Source organism: Mesorhizobium humile (assembly GCF_033977215.1).
GTDB lineage: Bacteria > Pseudomonadota > Alphaproteobacteria > Rhizobiales > Rhizobiaceae > Mesorhizobium > Mesorhizobium humile.
Genome location: NZ_JAVIIV010000016.1, coordinates 1 through 19,531 on the forward strand (window position 1 = coordinate 1; position 19,531 = coordinate 19,531).

The 19,531-nt window shown below is 62.6% G+C and carries 19 protein-coding genes; 8 read left to right on the top strand and 11 right to left on the bottom strand.

Annotated elements, in window-relative coordinates; genetic code table 11:
* Positions 1 to 299 precede the first annotated feature (299 nt).
* Positions 300 to 827, top strand: a complete 528-nt coding sequence (locus RFM52_RS22050) for a phage tail protein (RefSeq protein ID WP_320293458.1) — start codon at positions 300 to 302, stop codon at positions 825 to 827.
* Positions 828 to 854: 27 nt separating this feature from the next.
* Here RFM52_RS22050 and RFM52_RS22055 read toward each other — a convergent pair whose 3' ends face one another.
* Positions 855 to 1,199, bottom strand: coding sequence for a hypothetical protein (locus tag RFM52_RS22055; RefSeq protein ID WP_320293459.1), 345 nt, complete (start codon positions 1,197 to 1,199; stop codon positions 855 to 857).
* A 159-nt stretch (positions 1,200 to 1,358) separates the two neighbouring features.
* Between RFM52_RS22055 and RFM52_RS22060 the strand changes: the two genes are divergently transcribed.
* From RFM52_RS22060 to RFM52_RS22075, 4 genes are all read left to right on the top strand, one after another.
* Positions 1,359 to 1,919 carry a DUF4142 domain-containing protein gene (locus RFM52_RS22060; RefSeq protein ID WP_320293460.1) on the top strand — a complete coding sequence of 187 codons (561 nt, stop codon included), beginning with the start codon at positions 1,359 to 1,361 and terminating at the stop codon, positions 1,917 to 1,919.
* 325 nt (positions 1,920 to 2,244) lie between these two features.
* Positions 2,245 to 2,637, top strand: a complete 393-nt coding sequence (locus RFM52_RS22065; RefSeq protein WP_320293461.1) for a RidA family protein — start codon at positions 2,245 to 2,247, stop codon at positions 2,635 to 2,637.
* Between the two features lie 167 nt (positions 2,638 to 2,804).
* Positions 2,805 to 3,593: a type I restriction enzyme HsdR N-terminal domain-containing protein gene (locus RFM52_RS22070; RefSeq protein WP_320293462.1), complete on the top strand. Its 789-nt coding sequence runs from the start codon at positions 2,805 to 2,807 to the stop codon at positions 3,591 to 3,593.
* Positions 3,594 to 3,610: 17 nt separating this feature from the next.
* A complete protein-coding gene (locus RFM52_RS22075) occupies positions 3,611 to 5,227 on the top strand; it encodes an RNA-directed DNA polymerase (protein WP_320293463.1) in 1,617 nt (538 codons plus the stop codon).
* A 15-nt stretch (positions 5,228 to 5,242) separates the two neighbouring features.
* Here the strand turns inward: RFM52_RS22075 and carB are convergent, their stop codons facing one another.
* The 4 genes from carB to RFM52_RS22095 form a co-directional block, all read right to left on the bottom strand.
* Entirely contained in the window at positions 5,243 to 8,746 is a 3,504-nt protein-coding gene (carB, locus tag RFM52_RS22080) for a carbamoyl-phosphate synthase large subunit (protein ID WP_320293464.1), read from the bottom strand.
* A 236-nt stretch (positions 8,747 to 8,982) separates the two neighbouring features.
* A complete protein-coding gene (locus RFM52_RS22085; protein WP_320293465.1) occupies positions 8,983 to 9,795 on the bottom strand; it encodes an SH3 domain-containing protein in 813 nt (270 codons plus the stop codon).
* A 16-nt stretch (positions 9,796 to 9,811) separates the two neighbouring features.
* Positions 9,812 to 10,570 carry a metallophosphoesterase family protein gene (locus RFM52_RS22090; protein WP_320293466.1) on the bottom strand — a complete coding sequence of 253 codons (759 nt, stop codon included), beginning with the start codon at positions 10,568 to 10,570 and terminating at the stop codon, positions 9,812 to 9,814.
* A 3-nt stretch (positions 10,571 to 10,573) separates the two neighbouring features.
* A complete protein-coding gene (locus tag RFM52_RS22095) occupies positions 10,574 to 10,930 on the bottom strand; it encodes an ArsR/SmtB family transcription factor (RefSeq protein WP_320293467.1) in 357 nt (118 codons plus the stop codon).
* 194 nt (positions 10,931 to 11,124) lie between these two features.
* Between RFM52_RS22095 and RFM52_RS22100 the strand changes: the two genes are divergently transcribed.
* Complete coding sequence (locus tag RFM52_RS22100) at positions 11,125 to 12,303, top strand: MFS transporter (protein WP_320293468.1); 1,179 nt, start codon at positions 11,125 to 11,127, stop codon at positions 12,301 to 12,303.
* Positions 12,304 to 12,334: 31 nt separating this feature from the next.
* On the opposite strand, the gene RFM52_RS22105 is transcribed toward RFM52_RS22100, so the two are convergent.
* Positions 12,335 to 12,799, bottom strand: coding sequence for a MarR family winged helix-turn-helix transcriptional regulator (locus RFM52_RS22105; RefSeq protein ID WP_320293469.1), 465 nt, complete (start codon positions 12,797 to 12,799; stop codon positions 12,335 to 12,337).
* A gap of 190 nt (positions 12,800 to 12,989) precedes the next feature.
* Here RFM52_RS22105 and RFM52_RS22110 point away from each other — a divergent pair, with 190 nt between their 5' ends.
* Positions 12,990 to 13,784 carry an SDR family NAD(P)-dependent oxidoreductase gene (locus RFM52_RS22110; protein WP_320293470.1) on the top strand — a complete coding sequence of 265 codons (795 nt, stop codon included), beginning with the start codon at positions 12,990 to 12,992 and terminating at the stop codon, positions 13,782 to 13,784.
* Positions 13,785 to 14,101: 317 nt separating this feature from the next.
* Here RFM52_RS22110 and RFM52_RS22115 read toward each other — a convergent pair whose 3' ends face one another.
* Positions 14,102 to 14,701, bottom strand: a complete 600-nt coding sequence (locus RFM52_RS22115) for a LysE family translocator (RefSeq protein ID WP_320293471.1) — start codon at positions 14,699 to 14,701, stop codon at positions 14,102 to 14,104.
* Positions 14,702 to 14,796: 95 nt separating this feature from the next.
* Between RFM52_RS22115 and RFM52_RS22120 the strand changes: the two genes are divergently transcribed.
* Positions 14,797 to 15,663, top strand: a complete 867-nt coding sequence (locus RFM52_RS22120) for a LysR family transcriptional regulator (protein ID WP_320293472.1) — start codon at positions 14,797 to 14,799, stop codon at positions 15,661 to 15,663.
* Between the two features lie 16 nt (positions 15,664 to 15,679).
* Here RFM52_RS22120 and RFM52_RS22125 read toward each other — a convergent pair whose 3' ends face one another.
* The 4 genes from RFM52_RS22125 to RFM52_RS22140 all read right to left on the bottom strand — a co-directional run bounded on the left by RFM52_RS22125 (position 15,680) and on the right by RFM52_RS22140 (position 19,467).
* Positions 15,680 to 16,330 carry a glutathione S-transferase family protein gene (locus RFM52_RS22125; protein WP_320293473.1) on the bottom strand — a complete coding sequence of 217 codons (651 nt, stop codon included), beginning with the start codon at positions 16,328 to 16,330 and terminating at the stop codon, positions 15,680 to 15,682.
* Positions 16,331 to 16,421: 91 nt separating this feature from the next.
* Positions 16,422 to 17,072, bottom strand: coding sequence for a dihydrofolate reductase family protein (locus tag RFM52_RS22130; RefSeq protein WP_320293474.1), 651 nt, complete (start codon positions 17,070 to 17,072; stop codon positions 16,422 to 16,424).
* 155 nt (positions 17,073 to 17,227) lie between these two features.
* A complete protein-coding gene (locus tag RFM52_RS22135) occupies positions 17,228 to 18,070 on the bottom strand; it encodes a protein-L-isoaspartate O-methyltransferase family protein (RefSeq protein ID WP_320293475.1) in 843 nt (280 codons plus the stop codon).
* Positions 18,071 to 18,108: 38 nt separating this feature from the next.
* Positions 18,109 to 19,467: an Nramp family divalent metal transporter gene (locus RFM52_RS22140; RefSeq protein WP_320293476.1), complete on the bottom strand. Its 1,359-nt coding sequence runs from the start codon at positions 19,465 to 19,467 to the stop codon at positions 18,109 to 18,111.
* Positions 19,468 to 19,531 lie beyond the last annotated feature (64 nt).

Sequence of the window (19,531 nt, forward strand, 5' to 3'; positions counted from 1 at the left end):
GCTTTAAGTCTTTGTTTTGATGCATGTCGTTGTCCCAGAACCGCTGCACACTTCTGGGCGACATGCATTAAAGCGCGGCGTTGCAACCACCTGCGCGCATTCATTGTGAACGACTTCACATAGGCTGACGTTAGGGCATGCTAATGCGTCGTCGTGCCGGGCGGCCGATCGGCGGATCGACGCGGGCAAGGCGTCGGAGGAGGCTGTGCCGGCATGCGTCAGCCACTCCCAGGCGGGCTCCGGGGCGGGGGTTTCGGAGCCCGTCCGCTTTGCGTGTAGCGAGATGAAGGAGATCCGGCATGGCCCCGTTCACCGTCAATCCGCAGCGTTTCGACCCTTACAAGAACTACCGGTTCCGCTTGAAATGGGACGGCAAGTATGTTGCCGGCATTTCGAGGATCAGCGGGTTGAAGCGCACCACCGAAGTGGTCGAGCACCGTGACGGGGGTGCTGCCGGCAACACGCGCAAATCGCCCGGCATAACCCGCTTCGAGCCGATCACCATCGAACGCGGGGTGACCCACGACCTGGAATTCGAGCGTTGGGCGAACAAGGTGTGGGATCTGCAGATGGGGGTCGGCGCGGAAGTTTCGCTGAAGGACTTCCGCAAGGATATCATCCTCGAATTCCTCAACGAGGCCGGGCAGCTGGCGCTCGCCTACAGGATCTATCGCTGCTGGCCTTGCGAAGTGCAGATGCTGCCGGAACTCGATGCCAACGCCAATGCGGTGGCGATCCAATCGATGAAGCTGGAAAATGAAGGCTGGGAGCGCGACACCGCCGTGGTCGAGCCGGCCGAGCCCGGCTTCAGCGATCCGCCCGCCTGACCAACGCGAACCCTGAGCACCGCCGGTTCAGATATCCGGCGCGTTGCCGACCTTCTTCTTCATGTCGAGCGCCCAGGCGCGCCCTTCGTCGCCACCCCACAGCAGCCAGGCGATGTAGCCGGCCGAGGGATTGTCCTCGTTGCCGTAGTTCTTGCCCTTCTTGTCGACCTCGTGGCGGGCGAAATAGCTGACCATGCGCCGGATCGTCGAGGGCGACAGGGTCCTGCGGTTCTTCAGCTCGGTGGCGCGGGCGACGCCGATCTCGGTGCCGCCGCGGCCGAATTCTGCGCGCAGCCTGAGACCCTTGGCGGCATTGTCGGCCACGATCTGCGGGCAGCGCAGGTCGATTTCGTCGCTGTCGGTCTGGCGCATTCTTTGTCCCCCGTTCGGAAGGTTTAGCCTATGAAAGGGAATGCGGCAAAGCGGGGCGGGTTTCGGCGCGGCTTTTCTGGCAACCCGGGTTTTCAGGCAACCTGGGGGCCAATGCCGCGTTGGGGATAGCGGAGGGGCTGTTTCGGATCGGAGATCGAGATGAAAACGCTGCTGCCCCTCGTCGCCGTCGCGCTGCTTGCCGGCGCGCCCGCCGCGTTCGCCCAAACGAACGACACCAACACGGATGCGGTGGGACCGATGGTGACCGACAACAAGGTCGACACCCAGACCTTCGTCACGACCGTGCCCAACGCCAATGAATTCGAGATCCAGTCGAGCAAGCTGGCGGAGGAAAAGTCGGCATCGGCCGACGTCAAGGCTTTTGCCGCCGATATGATCAAGGACCACACCAAGGCAGGCGAGGACTTCAAGGCGGCACTCAGCCAGGGCCAGACCACCGCGTCGATCAAGCCCGCCGGCCCGGCGCTGCAGCCGAAGGAGCAGCAGATGCTCGACGAGTTGAAGGCTGCCACCGGCAAGGACTTCGACGCCAAATACATCAAGATGCAGACCGACGTGCACAAGGATGCGGTCGCGCTGTTTTCCACCTATGCCAATTCCGGCGACGACCCGACGATGAAGGAATTCGCCAAGAAGACGCTGCCGGTGCTGAAAATGCACGAGAAGCATGCGAAGGAACTGGCGGTCGCGCATCAGTGAGGGCTCTGGCCGAAGCTAATCGGCCAGCGACGCGCTCTACGGCCCCCCTCTCTGTCCTGCCGGACATCTCCCCCTCAAGGGGGGAGATCAGCCGTCACGCCGGCTTTCGCCAAATCTCCAACGTTGCAGGAAAGGTGAGGCGCAGAAGCTGCCAATCTCCCCCCTTGAGGGGGAGATGTCCGGCAGGACAGAGAGGGGGCGAAGGAACGCTACGTTGCGCGCTTTCCACTGGCAAATGCCGAACCGCCCGCCCACAGGGGGAGAAGGGAAGGCTGGCGTTCCCTTGCCGCCACTGTAATCTCCTCCGCAACAAGGGAGGACCACCATGGACAAGGAAGTCATCGAAGTGCCCGTGATGTCGGCGAAGGTGCGCGCGCTCGGCCTGCCGTGCTCGACAGCGGTGAGGGCCAACGGCTTCGTGTTTATCTCGGCGACGCCGCCGGTGGACATGGTCACCGGCGAGATGGTGCGCGGCGACATCGAGGTCCAGACCGAGGCGTCGCTGAAGGCGCTGAAACATTGCCTGGAAGCGGCCGGCACCTCGCTGGACAAGGTGGTGATGGTGCGCATCTACGCCGTCAATTCCGGCTTCTACAACGCCATCAACAGGGTCTATGCGAGGTATTTTGCGACCAACCCGCCGGCGCGGAGTTTCGTGCCGGTGGCGTCATGGCCGATGGAGTTCGATATCGAGATCGAGTGCGTGGCGGTGGCGTGAGGTTTCATTGTCCTCTCGAACTTAGGCCTGCCGACCGCGGTGACGACGGCTGCTCAAAGCTGGTGATTTCGCCATCGACTGAACACATTTTTCAAGCCGGCGTAATTTCTACTTGTCTTTAAAGTAAAGTCGTCCTCAAATCCCGGTGGGGATAGGGAGGGCGAGTCATGAATAAGCTACCTAAGAAGTTCGTCGACCGGATCGCGTCGAATATCAAGAAATACCAGCGCATTGCCGTAACACAGCAGAAATCGGATGTGGCCGAAGCCGACACCGTTACGCTAGTAAAAGACATCCTTGCCGAGGTGTTCGGCTACGAGAAATACGAGGAGCTTACCTCCGAGCATCAGATAAAAGCCACTTACGTCGATCTTGCGATTAAAATAGGCGGCAAACTTCGATTGCTTGTCGAGGTGAAATCAGCGGGTGCGGAACTCGCCGACAACCATTTGCGCCAGGTCATCGACTATGGCGCTCATCAGGGGATCCACTGGGTAATCCTGACGAATGCCGTCGAGTGGCGGCTGGTTCGGATCTATGTGGCGAACCAAATCAGCCACGAAGAAGTTTGCCGTATCGTATTAGCCGACGTGAATCCAAAAAATGAAGACCACCTGCAGTGCCTGTTCCTTTTCGCCAAGGAAGGGCTGACAATCGACGCCATGGACGCCTTTCATCAGCAGGCCCAGCTTTTCAACAAATTTACGGTCTCTGCGATCATGCGCTCCGAACCGGTGATAGCTCTTGTTCGGCGCGAGATTCGAAGGCTTTTCCCCGATCTCAAGGTTGGCAATGAAAACTTATCGCAGCTGATCGAAAACGAGGTGATTAAGCGCGATACGATCGAAGGGGACAAGGCGAAGGAGGCAGTGACCAGGATCAAGAAAGCAGTAAGCAAATTAGAAAGGGCCAAGGCCAGCGCCGCTGCCAAGACGCCCCCGGTCGCTGTGAACTAACTCTTTGGCTGTGCTGAATGTCCAAGCTACCGAACAAGGATACACGGCTGAAGCGTTTGCTGGAGGCAGGATACTTCCTAGAAGAACTGCCTCCACCATTTGTGAGCTCAGAATTTGCGAAGTTCCGTTCCCATTTCCAGAAAGTTCTTGATCCGAAGGTCCAACATTCAGCGTATGCTCGCTATTCCGTCCCACGCCATAATTCGGCTCGTCGAACGTTAGGAATTCCAAATCCAATTAACTATTTCTTTTTGGCGAAAGAGTTGAGCGATAACTGGGTAGAAATTCGAAAATTCTTGCGTCAATCATCGATTTCTGAGTTTAAACCGATCTTTGATACCTCCGGTCCTCGCGCGTTGTTTGGAATTAATTTCGAGCACGTGGAGGCTGAAATATCAAAATTGCAGGCGCTGCACAACAAATGCGTCAAGGTTGATATTTCTCGTTTCTATCCCACCGTTTATACACACTCACTTGGCTGGGCATTATACACGAAAAAGTTCGTTAAGGCCAACTTGCATAAAATTTACAAAGGTAGTTTGGGCGATAGGTTAGATAGGTTAGTTAGGTATTGTCAAGAGAATCAATCGATTGGATTACCAATTGGGCCGGATACTTCTAGAATTCTTTCTGAGATAATCTGTGTTGCAATTGAAAAATGCATCGCTGATAAAATTGTCCAATTTTCGGATAGGGCAGTCCGTTATGTTGACGACATTGCTATAGGGCTGAGTATCGAGGATAATCCGGAGCAGTTCGTATCTCATATTGCGTCGGCATTCTCCGAGTTTGGACTTGAGATAAACATTGACAAGACAAGAGTCATAGGTAAAGGGGAGCGGTTTCACCCGGAATGGATTTCTATATTGCGGGGCTACCGGATAACTGGAGTCACTAAGAGAAAAAACGAGATAGTCGAGGACTATTTTAAAAACGCATTGCACCTCTCATCCGATCACGAAAGAGACAATGTATTAACTTATGCCGTGAAGCGCTCCAGGTCGTTTAAAATAGATGATGACGAGTGGGATTATTACGAGAATTATTTATATAGGTGCGCGCGATACAATACGAATTCAATTGCTGCCGTTTCGCAAATTTTGATCGAAAGAAACTATAAGATGGCTATGAAGGGAAAATCGATAAACCTTTCGATGGCCAAGGCCCTAGTGTTAGACATGATAAAGCAGTACTCACCATTGGGCTTTGACTATGAAGTCAGTTGGGCTCTGTTCTTATGTAAAGCGCTTAAGATATCTTTAAATTCCAAGGAAGTAGCGCCCGTCCTAGGTATGACTAGCCCAACATGCGCGCTGATTGCGATTGATCTCCAGAACCTAGGATTACTTCCGAAAGGCTTGAATCTGAAATTCTGGCGGTCTTTCGCCAACGCGGACGGGCTGCGATCCGAAATGTGGCTGTTTGCTTACGAAATTGCCCGGAAGGGATGGCTGCCCACTATACCGAAAGATTACGTTAAAGACGACGATAATTTTGGAAAACTTCTTGAAAAATCAGTCTATTTCTATGACGAAACGAAAAATGTGAAATCGACGGCGTCGGAACAAAAAAAGGCCGCATCTCAGCTTTGGAAGATTAAGCTGGTCACCAGCAAGTGGAATGAATATTTCTAGAAATTTGAGTGACTTTCACCCAAAATACTCCTGCAGCGGCCGCACTTCGAGGTTCCCGGCCCGCAGCGCCGCAATCGCCTCCGCCACCGCGGCGGCACCCGACAGCGTCGTATAATATGGCACCTTCTGCATCAGCGTCGCGCGGCGCAGTGACTTCGAGTCCGACACCGCCTTCTGGCCGTCGGTGGTGTTGAAGACGATCTGGACCTGGCGGTTGCGGATGGCGTCCTCGATGTGGGGCCGGCCTTCCAGCACCTTGTTGATCTTTTCGGCCGTCACGCCGTTCTCGGCGAGGAAGCGTGCAGTGCCGGAGGTGGCCAGCACCTTGAAGCCCTGGCCGGCGAGGCGCTTTACCGCCGGCAGGATGCCTTTCTTGTCCTCATCGCGCACCGAGACGAACAGGGTGCCGGAGCGGGGGAGATCAACACCGGCGCCGAGCTGGCTCTTGGCGAAGGCCAGCGCGAAATCGCGGTCGAGGCCCATGACCTCGCCGGTCGAGCGCATTTCCGGCCCGAGAAGGATGTCGACGCCGGGGAAGCGGGCGAAGGGGAAGACGGCTTCCTTGACCGCGATGTGGCCGGGATTGCGCGGGTCGGGCATTGCGCCGTAATGCGCGAAGGCATTTTCCAGCGTCTCGCCGGCCATGATGCGCGCCGCGATCTTGGCGATCGGCCGACCAATGGTCTTGGCAACGAAAGGCACGGTGCGCGACGCGCGCGGGTTGACCTCGAGGACGAAAACTATCCCGTCCTTGATCGCATATTGCACGTTCATCAGGCCGCCGACGTTCAGCGCGCGCGCCAAGGCGGCGGTCTGACGCTCAAGCTCGTCGACGAGGTCGGACGGCAGCGAATGCACCGGCAGCGAGCAGGCGCTGTCGCCCGAATGGATGCCGGCCTCCTCGATATGCTCCAGGATGCCGGAGACGAAGGTCGCCTTGCCGTCGCACAGGCAATCGACGTCGACCTCGATGGCGCCGGACAGATAGGTGTCGAACAGCAGCGGGTTCTTGCCGAGCAGCGTGTTGATCTGGCCGGTCTTGTCGTTGGGGTATTTCTGCTTGATGTCCTCCGGCACCAGGCCGGGCACGGTGTCGAGCAGGTAGGTCTGCAGCATGCCCTCGTCATGGATGATCTGCATGGCGCGGCCGCCGAGCACGTAGGAGGGGCGCACGACCAGCGGGAAGCCGAGCTCGCCGGCGACGAGGCGCGCCTGCTCGACCGAATAGGCGATGCCGTTTTTCGGCTGGCTGAGGTTGAGCTTGTGGAGCAGCTTCTGGAAGCGGTCGCGGTCTTCGGCGAGGTCGATCATGTCGGGCGAGGTGCCGAGGATCGGGATGCCGGCCTTCTCCAGCGCGTCGGCGAGCTTCAGCGGCGTCTGGCCGCCGAACTGGACGATGACGCCGACGAGCTCGCCAGACGCCTGCTCGGCGCGCAGGATCTCGAGCACGTCCTCAGCCGTCAGCGGATCGAAATAGAGCCGGTCGGAGGTGTCGTAGTCGGTCGAGACCGTCTCCGGGTTGCAGTTGATCATGATCGCTTCATAGCCGGCGTCGCGCAGCGCGAACGCCGCATGGCAGCAGCAATAGTCGAACTCGATGCCCTGGCCGATGCGGTTCGGACCGCCGCCGAGGATGACGACCTTTTTGCGCGACGACACGCGCGCCTCGTTGGCGGGCTCGCCGACGAAGGGCACTTCATAGGTCGAGTACATGTAGGCGGTCGGCGAGGCGAACTCGGCAGCGCAGGTGTCGATGCGCTTGTAGACCGGATGAACGTCGAGCTTTGCGCGAGCCTTCTGAATCACGTCCGCGTCGGTCTTCGTCAGCGATCCGAGGCGGGCGTCGGAGAAACCCATCGCCTTCAGCATGCGCAGATTGACGGCGTCCTGCGGCAGGCCATGCTCGCGGACGCGCTCCTCCATGGCGATGATGCCGGCGATCTGCTCGAGGAACCACGGATCGATCTTGCACATGGCGTGCACGTCTTCCAGCGAAGTGCCCATGCGGATCGCCTGCGCCACCATGCGCAACCGGTCCGGCGTCGGCGTGCCGAGCGCTGCGCGGATCGCGTTGCGATCGTCGACATGGCTGGCGGGCGCGCTGCCGTGGCCGAGCCCGGGGATCTCGATTTCGTCCAGGCCGGTGAGGCCGGTTTCCAGACCGCGCAGGGCCTTCTGCAGCGATTCCTGGAAGGTGCGGCCGATGGCCATCACTTCGCCGACCGACTTCATGGCGGTGGTCAGCACCGGCTCGGCGCCGGGGAATTTTTCGAAGGCGAAGCGCGGGATCTTCGTCACCACGTAGTCGATGGTCGGCTCGAAGGAGGCCGGCGTCGCGCCGCCGGTGATGTCGTTCTCCAGCTCGTCCAGCGTGTAGCCGACGGCGAGCTTGGCCGCGACCTTGGCGATCGGGAAGCCGGTTGCCTTCGAAGCCAAGGCAGAGCTGCGCGAGACGCGCGGGTTCATCTCGATCACCACCAGGCGGCCGTCGGCCGGGTTGACGGCGAACTGCACGTTGGAGCCGCCGGTCTCGACGCCGATCTCGCGCAGCACCGCGATCGAGGCGTTGCGCATCATCTGGTATTCCTTGTCGGTCAGCGTCAGCGCCGGCGCGACGGTGATGGAATCGCCGGTGTGCACGCCCATCGGATCGAGGTTCTCGATCGAGCAGATAATGATGCAATTGTCCGCCTTGTCGCGGACGACCTCCATCTCATACTCCTTCCAGCCGAGCACGCTCTCCTCGATCAGCACCTCGGTGGTGGGCGAGGCGTCGAGGCCGGACTGGACGATGTCGTAGAATTCGGCGCGGTTGTAGGCGATGCCGCCGCCGGTGCCGCCCATGGTGAAGGAGGGACGGATGATGGCCGGCAGGCCGACATGGTCGAGCGCCTGGGCTGCGATCGCCATGCCATGGCTGATATAGCGCTGCTTGCGGTCGCCTTCGCCGAGGTTCCAGCGGGTCTCCAGCGCATCGAGCGCGGCATCGAGGTTTTCCGGGTTCTCCGCCTTGAGTGCTGCGCGCTCTGCCTCATGCGTCTTGCGGTCGGCATTCTTGACGTCGGTGGCGTTGGCCAGCATCGACTTGGGCGTCTCCAGCCCGATCTTGCTCATCGCCTCGCGAAACAGCGCGCGGTCCTCGGCCTTGTCTATTGCCTGCGCGTCGGCGCCGATCATCTCGACTTGATAGCGCTCCAGCACGCCCATGCGGCGCAGCGAAAGTGCTGTGTTGAGCGCCGTCTGGCCGCCCATGGTCGGCAACAGCGCATCCGGCCGCTCCTTGGCGATGATCTTGGCCACCACTTCGGGCGTGATCGGCTCGATATAGGTGGCGTCGGCCAGCTCCGGGTCGGTCATGATGGTGGCCGGATTGGAGTTGACCAGGATGACGCGGAAGCCTTCTTCCTTCAGCGCCTTGCAGGCCTGGGTGCCGGAGTAGTCGAACTCGCAAGCCTGGCCGATAACGATGGGGCCGGCCCCGATGATCAGGATCGACTTGATGTCGGTGCGTCTTGGCATATTCGAAAAATCCGTTCGGCGAGCAGCTTGCACGAAAAACCGGGACGGGAGGACCCGGCCGGTTGTGCTTGCGATTCTGGTATCAGGCTAGGAGGGCCTTATAGGGAAGAGTTTTGCGCGATGTAACCCCGAAAATGCGGGAGTAGGGCAGTAGGCAGTAGGCAGTAGGCAGTAGGCAGTAGGGGGATGCGTCCGCCTGCCCTACCGCCTAGTCCCTATTGCCTACTGCCTAATCCCTAATCTCCCAGCGCTAGCGCATCGGTGATCTCGAAACGCTCGGAGACGCCGATGCGGATCATGTTGAGGTTGCCCTCGCGGGTGAAGCGGAAGTCGTCGGGTGAATCCGAGCCGCTCGGCTTGCCGCCATGGAAGGTGATGACGCGGCTACCGCCATCCGGCCAGGTCACAGTCACGGTGCTGTCGCCGTCCTTATGCGCGACGCTTATCTCGCAACGGGTCATTGGCTGGCCGACCTGACGAGCGCAGGGGATGCCGGCGCCCGGGGCAGGGGCGTCGGGATCGGCGCTTGCCGAGGCCGCGAAGGCGAGGCCATAGGCGTCCTGCATGGCGGTCCTGCCGATCTCGGCCGCGGAGGGCGGCTCGGCCGGCTCACTGCCGCCCAGGCGCGCAGCGATATCAGGCGGCGGCTCCTCGGAAGGTGGCTGAGGCGCGACGGCTTCGGCGGCGGGCACGGAGACGTCTTCAGGCGCCGGCGCAGGATTGCTGGGGCTGAGATAGCGGGCGGGCGCCCATCCGGTGATGTGCGCGTCCTGCGTATCCTCGACCTTGCACCAGGGATAGTTGTTGACGGTCTTGCAGCCGAAATTCTTGACGGCCGTGCCGTTCGGCAGGCGCGCCGCCACCTTGCCACTCGGTGAAGCGGTGGCGCGGATGTTGAGGAGATCGTCCGGCGCGAGGCCGCCGATAATCGAAATGATCGGTTGCGGCGCATTCTGAGCCAAGGCCGGCAGCACGGCGAGCACTAATGGAGCGGCCAAGAGCAGCGTTGATGGGAGCGTGACCTTGCGCTTCATATGAGCTTCGCTCAATGGATATGAACTCCGTTCAATCCTTCATGAACCCGGTCCGCAGCGCGTGCGCCCACTCCGGCCGCCCCGCCTGTTCGGCCTGCTTTGCGGCGGCTTCATGATCATAGTCGACGGCGATGCTTTCGAAGCGGCTGGGACGGCCGTCATTGCCAAGCTCGACGATACCGTAGCGGGCGTGCGGTGAGCCCTGTTCGGAGACATGCGCCGGCGGCGTGTCGTCATCATAGGCCGGGCAGCCGACGCTGCCGGGATTGAAGAGGACCGGACCTCCAGGAATGCGGATCAATTCGTTGCGGTGGCTGTGGCCGCACAACACCAGGCGGCAGGCCGGATCGAGCGATTTCAGGCGGCGCGTTATGGCGGCGAGCGGCGCCCGCACCAGCTGGCCATCGACAATGGCGTCAGCGAGATATTTCTCGTCATGGTCCGGCCGGGCGTGGAAGGCGACGATTCCGGGCGCGACATCCAGCGTCATCGGCAGGGCGAGCAATGCCTCGCGCTGCGGCGCGGTCAGCCGCTCCTGGGCGTAGCGATCGGACGGCCACATGGTCTCATCGGCCGCGTCCTGCGCCACGCGACGGTCGTGATTGCCGCGCACCGTCGGCAGGTTGAGCGCCTGCAACCGTTCCATCGTCTCGCGCGGCCAGAGCGGGCCGGAGACGCAGTCGCCGAGATTGACGGTGATGTAGGCGCCGCCGCGCTGCTGGAGATCGTTCAGCACGGCGTCCAGGGCGAGCACGTTGCCGTGAATGTCAGCAAGGACAGCAATGCGCATGGGTCAGACCGAAACCTCGGCTTCGGACACACCGACGGCCGGCAGCGCCGGGTCGCCGTCGGCCGCGGCAATCACGCTGTCGAGCAGGCCGGGGAAACGCCTGTCGAGGTCGTCGCGGCGCAGCGTTATCAGCCGGCTGGTGCCGACCGCTTCGCTGCGGGTGACGCCCGCCTCGCGCAGCTTGGCGAGGTGGTAGCTGAGATTGGTCTTCGAGGCGAGGTCAAGGAACTTGCTGCAGTTCAGCGGCACGCCTTCCTTGCTCGCCAGATAGCGCACGATGGCAAGCCGGGTCGGGTCGCCGAGCACGGCAAGCACGATAGGCAGGCTGATCTGGTCGGCGGTTGGATGGGGCAGGCTCATGACCCAGAATTAAGCACAAACGGCACGAACTTCAACGCGGCTCCTTTCTTGGCCGACAGGCGCAGCTTCTTCATTTCCCGCCCGTCCTGACACAGGGCTGTCAGCAGGGTTCAGCTATTTTGTCCCGGCTCGGTTGACATCATGCCCTGCTGTGTCCAATTGTTCAATAACTTTTGAACTAAGGACAATTCCCCATGGACAAGCGGATCTTCTGGCTTGCGCTCGGATCGTTTGCGATCTCGACCGAAGGCTTCGTCATATCGAGCCTTCTTCCCGATATCGCCGCCGATGCCGGCATATCCGTGCCGCTCGCCGGCTCGCTGATCACCGCCTTCGCCCTCGCTTATGCGATCGGCGCGCCTGTGCTGGCGACGCTGACCGGCGAATGGGACCGGCGGCGCGTCATCCTGTGGACGCTGGTCTTCTTCGTCGTTGGTAATGTTGCTGCCGCGCTCAGTTCGTCCTTCGAGCTGCTTTTGATCGCGCGCATCGTCATGGCGCTGTCGTCCGGCCTGTTCGCGGCGACCGCGCAAGGCACGGCCGTGGCGCTGGTCGACGACCACCACCGGGCGCGCGCCATCGCCGTCGTCGTCGGCGGCACCACTGTGGCCGTGGCGGTCGGAGCGCCGCTCGGCGCGCTGGTCGCGGCGATTGCCGGCTGGCGCGGCACGTTCTTCGCCATCGCGGCGCTCGGCGCGCTGTCCGGCGCGATCCTGTGGTGGCGGCTGCCGCGCGGCATTATCGGCACCAGGCTGCCGCTGAAGCGCCGGCTGGCGGCGGCCATCCGCCCCGGCGTGATGCCGATCCTTGTGACGACGGCGCTTGCGCTGGTCGGAGCCTTCACGGTGTTCGCCTTCATTGCGCCCTTGGCCATCGAAGGCGGCGGGCTCTCGCCGATCGCGCTGCCGGGCATGCTGCTTGCCTTCGGCGTCGGCGCCGTCATCGGCAACATCGCCGGCGGGCAGGCCGCCGACCGCTTCGGCGCCACCCGCACCGTCGCCTGGTCGCTGACACTGTCGGCCGCGATGCTTGTCACCTTCTCGCTGATCCCGACCTTCCTGCCGCACCATTTGGCCGGACCGGCGCTGATGGCCATGATGGTGCCGTGGGGCATCGTCGGCTGGGCTTTCCCGCCGGCGCAGGCGAGCCGCATCATCAAGCTGGCACCCGACGCCGCGCCCATCGTTTTGTCGCTCAACGCCTCGGCGCTCTATCTCGGCGTCGCCCTGGGCGCGGTGGTCGGAGCCGCGGTGCTGCGCTTCGGCGCCCCGGCCGATCTCGGCCTGATAGCCGCCGTGTTCCCGATCATCGGCCTGGGCGTCGTGCTTGCCGGCAGAGCTCTGGCCCGACCGGTGGCGATGCCTGCCGAATAAAGCTGCTTCAAACCTCAATGGCGGCCGCTTCTCAGTTTGAAGGAGCGGCCGTTGGCATTTCCAAGTTCAAGTCGGCGACCGCGTCCAACGCCGCGCGCAGCTTCGCCGCCTGTTCCGCGCCGACCTTATCCTCGAATTCCCGCTGGGCGACGCTCCAAAGCTTGAGCGCCTCGTCGAGCTTGGCCTGGCCTTGCGGCGTCAGCCGCACGCGCTTGACGCGGCGGTCGTCCTTGTCGGCAAAAGTCTCGACATAGCCGTCGCGGATCAGCGGCTTCAGCGTGTGGCCGAGCGCGGAGAGATCCATGATCATCGCTTCAGCGATGGTGCCCATCGCCGGCTCATCGCTGATGTGGATCTGAAAGATCAGGCCGAACTGCGTGCTCTTCAGGCCCGAAGGCGCCAGCGCGTCGTCGTAGAAGCGGCCGAGGCTGCGCGCGGCGCGCCGCAGCGTGGCGTTGTTGCAGTCGCTGAATCCTGGCTTCCGAGCTTCGGTCATGATCACTCCTTGCCGGCGATGAGATCCGCCAGCCTGTCGCAGAAATAGTTTTTGCCGCTGCCGTTGACAAGATAGTGGCATATACCTACTTCGGAGAAAGTGGCATATGCCACTAATTGAAATCATAGGCTCGGCGGATGATGTCGTCGTCGGCGCCGAACCAAAAGAAGCCAAACAAAGGAACAGGACAATGAGCACGAAGGACAACAAGGGCACGGCCGTCATCACAGGCGGATCGTCGGGCATCGGTGCGGTCTATGCCGACCGGCTGGCGGGGCAGGGCTACGACCTGGTGCTGGTGGCGCGCCGCGCCGACCGTCTGCAGGAAGTGGCCGACAGGCTGGCCTATGCCTATGGCCGCAAGGTGAAGACGATTGTCGCCGATCTCTCCGTCGATGCCGATCTGCGCCGCGTCGAGCAGGCGGTCGCGGCGGACGACAGCGTGACGTTGCTGATCAACAATGCCGGCGTGGCCGGCCTGGAGACGATTGCCGACGCCGACGCCGACACGGCGGAGCGCATGATCAAGGTCAATGTCGTGGCGCTGACCAGGCTGACCAGCGCGGTGCTGCCGGGCCTGCTTGCGCGCAACCGCGGCGCGATCATCAACATCGCCTCGGTCGTCGCCTATGGCATTGCCGTCGGCGGCATCTACAGCGGCACCAAGGCCTATGTCGCCAACTTCACGGAAGCGCTGCAGAAGGAAGTCGCCGGCACCAGTGTAAAGGTGCAGTCCGTCGTGCCCGGGCCGATCCGCACCGAGCTGTGGGACGTCTCCGGCATCAGCCTCGACAGGATCAATCCGGACTGGATCATGAGTGCCGAAGATCTGGTCGACGCGGCACTTGCCGGGCTCGCCCAGGGCGAGACCGTCACCGCGCCCGGCCTTGCCGATGCGGCCGGGCTGGCCACCTATCTCGGTGCCCGGGACCAGTTCTTCGGCAGCCTGTTCTCCGGCAAGCCGGCGGCGCGCTACGCCGTCTGAGGCTAGTTCCTCGCCCCACGAAGTGGGCCACGGCATGCACACATCTTCTGTGATTGGCGAGACTGATCGGCCTGAGGCTTGATTGCCACGTGGTTCCCCCAATCCGTCGCTGCTTCGCAGCGCCACCTTTCCCCCCTCCGGAGGGAAAGGAAGGGAGCCCCGCTGGACGAGCGTTGAGGGCAAAAAAGCCTGGCGCCTTTCCTCTACCCCGTCGATCGGGGGAGAGGTGGCTCGGCGAAGCCGAGACGGAGTGGGGGTCGACCAGCGCAGCATAAGACAATGCATGCGCCAAGCCGTGGGGGAGAGGAAACAGTGTCTCAGGCCGACCGCCACATCGGGACGATCGAAGCGGCCAGCACGAGCGCCAGCACGACGTTGAGCGCCCGCCATTGCCATTCGGTCTTGAGCAGCCGCGCCAGGATCATGCCGGCCACGCACCAGATGGACAGCGAGATCGCGGCGGTGAGGCCGAAGGTCGAGCCGAGCAGCAAAGCGAGTTGCGCCGGCCCGTCGGCCAATGCAGCGAACGAAGCCGCCGCCCCCAGGCCCATTGCCCAGCCTTTCGGATTCATCCACTGGATGCCGGCGCCGCCGAAGAAACTGTTCGGCTTGGCCATGGTCACGTCGAGATTGGGCGGCCCGGCGCGGCCGATCTTGATTGCGAGCCAGACGAGGTAGAGCGAGCCGGCGATCTTCATCGCAAGCTGCAAGGACGGCATGGCAAGCAGCAGGCCGGCGAGCCCCGCGGCCGCCGCACCGGTTACCGTGGCGAGGCCCGCAGCGCTGCCGGCCATCAGCGGCACCGACCGGCGAAAGCCGAATTGAGCGCCCGATGCGGTGGACAAGGTGGTGGCGATGCCGGGCGTGGCGGTTGCCACGAAAGCGAACAGGATGAGGGGTAGGATAGGCTGAAGCATGGCGCGTTCCTTTTGGAAGGCATCATGTCGGGCTTGAGTAGCCATCAGTAAATGCAATGTTTGATATGGTTTGCATTAGGGATTATAATGCCGACATGACCCGCGACCTCGACATGACTCTCATCCGCACCTTCGTCACGACGGCCGACAAGGCCAGCATGACGGCGGCGGCCAATGCACTTCACCTGACGCAAGGCGCCGTCAGCCAGCAGGTCAAGCGGCTGGAAGAGGTGCTCGGCCAGAGCCTGTTCGAACGCGACCGCCGCGGCCTGAAGCTGACGCGATCCGGCGAGCGGCTGCTCGACAGGGCAAGGCGCCTGCTGCAGCTCAATGACGAGATCCTAGCCGAAATCAGGGGCGGGGCGGTTGCCGGGCAGGTGCGGATCGGCGTGCCTTACGATCTCGTCGGGACGCTGCTCGCGCCGGTGCTGAAGACCTATGCCGAGGCCTATCCGCAGGTCGAGATCTCGCTGGTCTGCGCTTCCTCGCCGGAGCTCGCGGCGGCCCTGGCGGCGGGCACGATCGACCTTGCCGTCATCGAGGAGCGCGTCGGTCCCACTGCCGGCGAATGCCTGCTCGTCGACCGGCTTGTATGGGTCGGCGCCAGAGGCGGGGCGGCACGCCTGAAACGGCCGCTGCCGGTTTCCATCGTCGCCGACACCTGCGCCTTCCGGCCGGCGGTGCTGGCAGCGCTTGGCGAGCACGGGCTCGACTGGCGCACCGTGTTCGAGAACGGCAACATCGATGCGACGACCGCGACGGTGCGCTCGGACCTCGCGGTGACCACCTGGCTTGCCTCGACGGTTCCGGCCGATCTCGACATCCTGTCCGATGCCGGGCTTCCGGCGCTGCCGAATTTTTCCGTCAACCTGCATCTGCCGAAGCACGCCACCCAGCCGGCCGCGCAGGCTTTTGCCGGCCATATCCGCGAGGGCCTCTCACGCTACCGCCAGGCGGCGTGAACGGCTGGGGGGCCGGTCAGCCGCTCGACGCGGCGATGGCGACCGCCAGTTGCGCCTCGAAAGCGCGCTTGAAAGCCGGCCGCGCCTCGCCGCGGGCGACATAGGCGGCGAGGTTCGGGAACTCGGTCAGCAGACCCGATCTTTGCAACCGGCGCAGCACGCCCACCATGACGAGGTCGCCGGCGCTGAAGGCGCCTTCGAGCCAGTCGCGATCGCCCAAGTGGCGGGAGAGCTCGGCCAGTCGCTTGCGGATCCGGTCGTCGACCAGGGGCAGGCGCTGGTCGCGCCACGGCGCGTCGCGCTCCAGGATCACGGCCGTCGTGCGGTCGAGGATCGGCTGTTCCATGGTGCTGAAGGCCGCGAACATCCAGGCGATCGCGCGCGCCTGTGCGTTTGCATCCTCGGGCATCAGGCCAGGGTGACGCACCGCGATGTGAAGGACGATCGCGCCCGACTCGAACAGAGCGAGATCGCCTTCTTCATAGGTCGGGATATTGCCGAAGGGGCTGATCGCAACATGCGCGGGTTGCTTCATCGCATCGAACGAAACGAGACGAACGTCATAAGGCTGGCCGACTTCCTCAAGCGCCCAGCGCACGTGCATGTCGCGCGCCAGCCCCCTGCCGCCGTCGGGCGAGCGTTCGAAGGCGGTAATGGTGGGTATCATCGGCGGCTCCTGACCGTTCAGTCGTCGTTGCGAAAGGGGCTTCATAAGGCGAATACGCGGCGGGGCCCGGCCGCCGCGCCGCAGCCTTGTGCTACTTCCAGTTCTTGCGCCGTTCCATCTCGGCTTGCGAAGGCTCCTGTTGAGCAAACGAGCCGGTGCGGATTTCGCCCGCGCGCTCATAGGTCGCGATGATGACGCCGGTGGTGGAGGTCTGCGATTTGACGAGCCTGAAGGCCGCCGGCATCGCGTTGTCGCCGAACAGCCGCTTGCCCTTGCCCAGCACCAGCGGGAAGACCATCAGCCGGATCTCATCGATCAGTCCGTTGGCGAGCAAGGTCTGGATCAGGTTGCCCGATCCCTGGATGAGCAGGTCGGGTCCGTCTTCCTGCTTGAGTTCCTTGAGCCTTGCAACGATATCGGGCCCGAGCGACTGCGTGTTCTGCCAGGTCAGCGTATCCGGCCGGTGCGTCGCCACATATTTGACCGCGGGGTTGAAGACATCGGCGATCTGATCGTTCTGATACGGCCAATACGCGGCGAAGATGTCGTAGGTTCTGCGGCCGAGCAGCAGGGCGAAGGGCTTGGAGAACAGCTCCTCCATTGCCGCGCCCCCCACCTCGTCGAAGTAATGGAAGGTCCAGCCGCCGAACTTGAAGCCGCCGACCGGATCCTCTTCCGGGCCGCCGGGCGCCTGCATGACGCCGTCGAGGCTTACGAATGTGGCGGCGATGATCTTGCGCATCTGGTTTTCCTTTTGGCTGATCCGCGCCGTCGCGGCCGGATTTCTGGTTAGAGCGTTTTGACGCAATTCCCGACGGAAAACCGCTTCGCACTTTTCCCGGAATTGCTCCTAGGACGAACGGCAAGGCGCGTTTTCGACAAGGGCCTTTAAAATTTCTATCGCGTGCTGTCGGCGGGGACAGCACGCGATGAGAACCAGACGTCGCCGAACACGGCGGTTGCCGTCCGGTCCGGTGTCCTGGCCGCCGCCAGCCAGATCGAGCGGGTGCGCGCGGCACGCTCGCGGGTCGGTATTTTCGCGCCCGGCTCGGCCGTGGAGGCGCCGACGCAGGGGATGAACCAGGAACCCATGAAGGGTCGGCAAGCAAAGCCGTTTTCCAGGCGGGTTACGAGGACCGCGAGGCCGACGGTTTCGGACGGGCGCCACGGAAAGATCATGCGGCCGCCGGGCTTCAACGCCTTCAGCCATGCGGCGGGCGGAGCAACGACGCCGGCATTGACATAGATGATGTCGGATAGCGGCAGCGGATTGGCGACGGCGTCGCCATGGATCACTTCGATGTTGCCGTATCGGGCGAGGTTCGTCCTGGCGCGCGCGGCGAGACCGGCCTCGAGTTCGAAGGCGGTAACGCTGCCGCCCGGCTCGACCAGCTTCGCCAGCAGCGCCGTGTAGTAGCCCGTGCCGGCGCCGATATGGGTGACGTGCTCGCCAGGCTTCGGCCCGACCTTGCCGAGCCACATGGCATGCAGCAGTGGCTCGCCATTGTTGATGGCCTTGTCGGCATCGAGCACGACAAGCACGTTCTGGTAGATATAGCTTGGATCGGCCGTCGGCGTTTGGATCCTGCCCTCGCCGGCGAAGACGGTCCAGGGCCCGGAGCCGAGAAAGGCCTCACGCGGAACGGAAGCAAACACCTGCTCGATGCGCGGGTCGGCCGAACGCGCCTGTGCGGCCATCAGCCTGGCGTAGAATTTGCGGGCGTCGTCCGATCCGGCCATGCTTGAAGAAGATAGCGCGGCCGGGCGCGAATGTCGCGTCAGCCGGCGATGGTGTCGTAGAGCAGCTTGAAGTTGAGAACGAGGATGACGGCGGCAACCACCCAGGCCAGCGCCGCGACGCCGCGCGGTATGGCGAAATTGCCCATCTTCTTCTTGTCCGACACGAACTGCACAAGCGGGATGACCGCGAAGGGCAGTTGCATCGACAGCACCACCTGGCTGAAGACCAGCAAATGAGCTGTGCCCTTCTCACCGTAGAACGCGGTGACGGCCACCACCGGCACGATGGCGATGCCGCGCGTCAGGAGGCGCCTTGCCCATTGCGGGATGCGCAGCCGCAGGAAGCCTTCCATCACGATCTGGCCGGCAAGCGTCGCGGTGACCGTCGAGTTGAGGCCGGAGGCCAGCAGCGCGACCGCGAACAGGATCGAGGCGATGCTCAAGCCCAGCAGCGGCGACAAGAGCTCGAAGGCCTGGCCGATCTCGGCAACGTCCTGGTGCCCGGTGTTGTGGAAGGCGACCGCCGCGACGATCAGGATCGAGGCGTTGACGAACAGCGCAAGGATCAGCGCAATGGTCGAATCCGTCGTCGCCCATTTGATGGCGTCGCGCTTGCCTGCATCGGTGCGCTCATAGGCGCGGGTCTGCACGATCGAGGAATGCAGATAGAGATTATGCGGCATGACCGTCGCACCGATGATGCCGATGGCGATGTAGAGCATCGTTGGATTGGTGACGATCTCCGGTGACGGCACGAACATCGAATGCAGGATCGTGCCGGCCGGCGGCGCGGCGACGAAGATCTGGATGGCAAAACAGCCGAAGATGATGATCAGCAGCGCGATGACGAAGGCTTCGAGATAGCGGAAGCCTTTGTTCATCAACAAAAGCACCAGGAAGGCGTCGAGCGCGGTCAGCACGGCGCCGCCGATCAGCGGAATGCCGAACAGAAGCTGCAGCGCGATCGCCGTGCCGATCACTTCGGCGAGGTCGCAGGCGATGATCGCCAGCTCGCAGGCGATCCAGAGCATCAAATTGACCGGGCGCGGATAGTAGGCGCGGCAGGCCTGGGCAAGGTCGCGCCCGGTGGCGATGCCAAGGCGGGCTGACAGTGCCTGCAGCAGGATCGCCATCAGGTTCGACAACATGATGATGAAAAGCAGCGTGTAGCCGAACTGGGCGCCGCCAGCGAGGTCGGTCGCCCAGTTGCCCGGATCCATATAGCCGACCGAGATCATGTAGCCCGGCCCCATGAAGGCGAACAGGCGGCGGAACCAGACGCCGGACTGGGGCACCGCGATCGAGGCATTCACCTCGCGCAGACTCGGCTGCTCGTCGTCGGGCCTGTCGAATCGCCATGCGGGTCGGGCTACGGTTGCTGCATCGGCGTCGGACATTGGGGGGATTTCCGCTGGAATGTATCGAATGTGCCTTTTATCTACGCCATGGCTCAACATTATG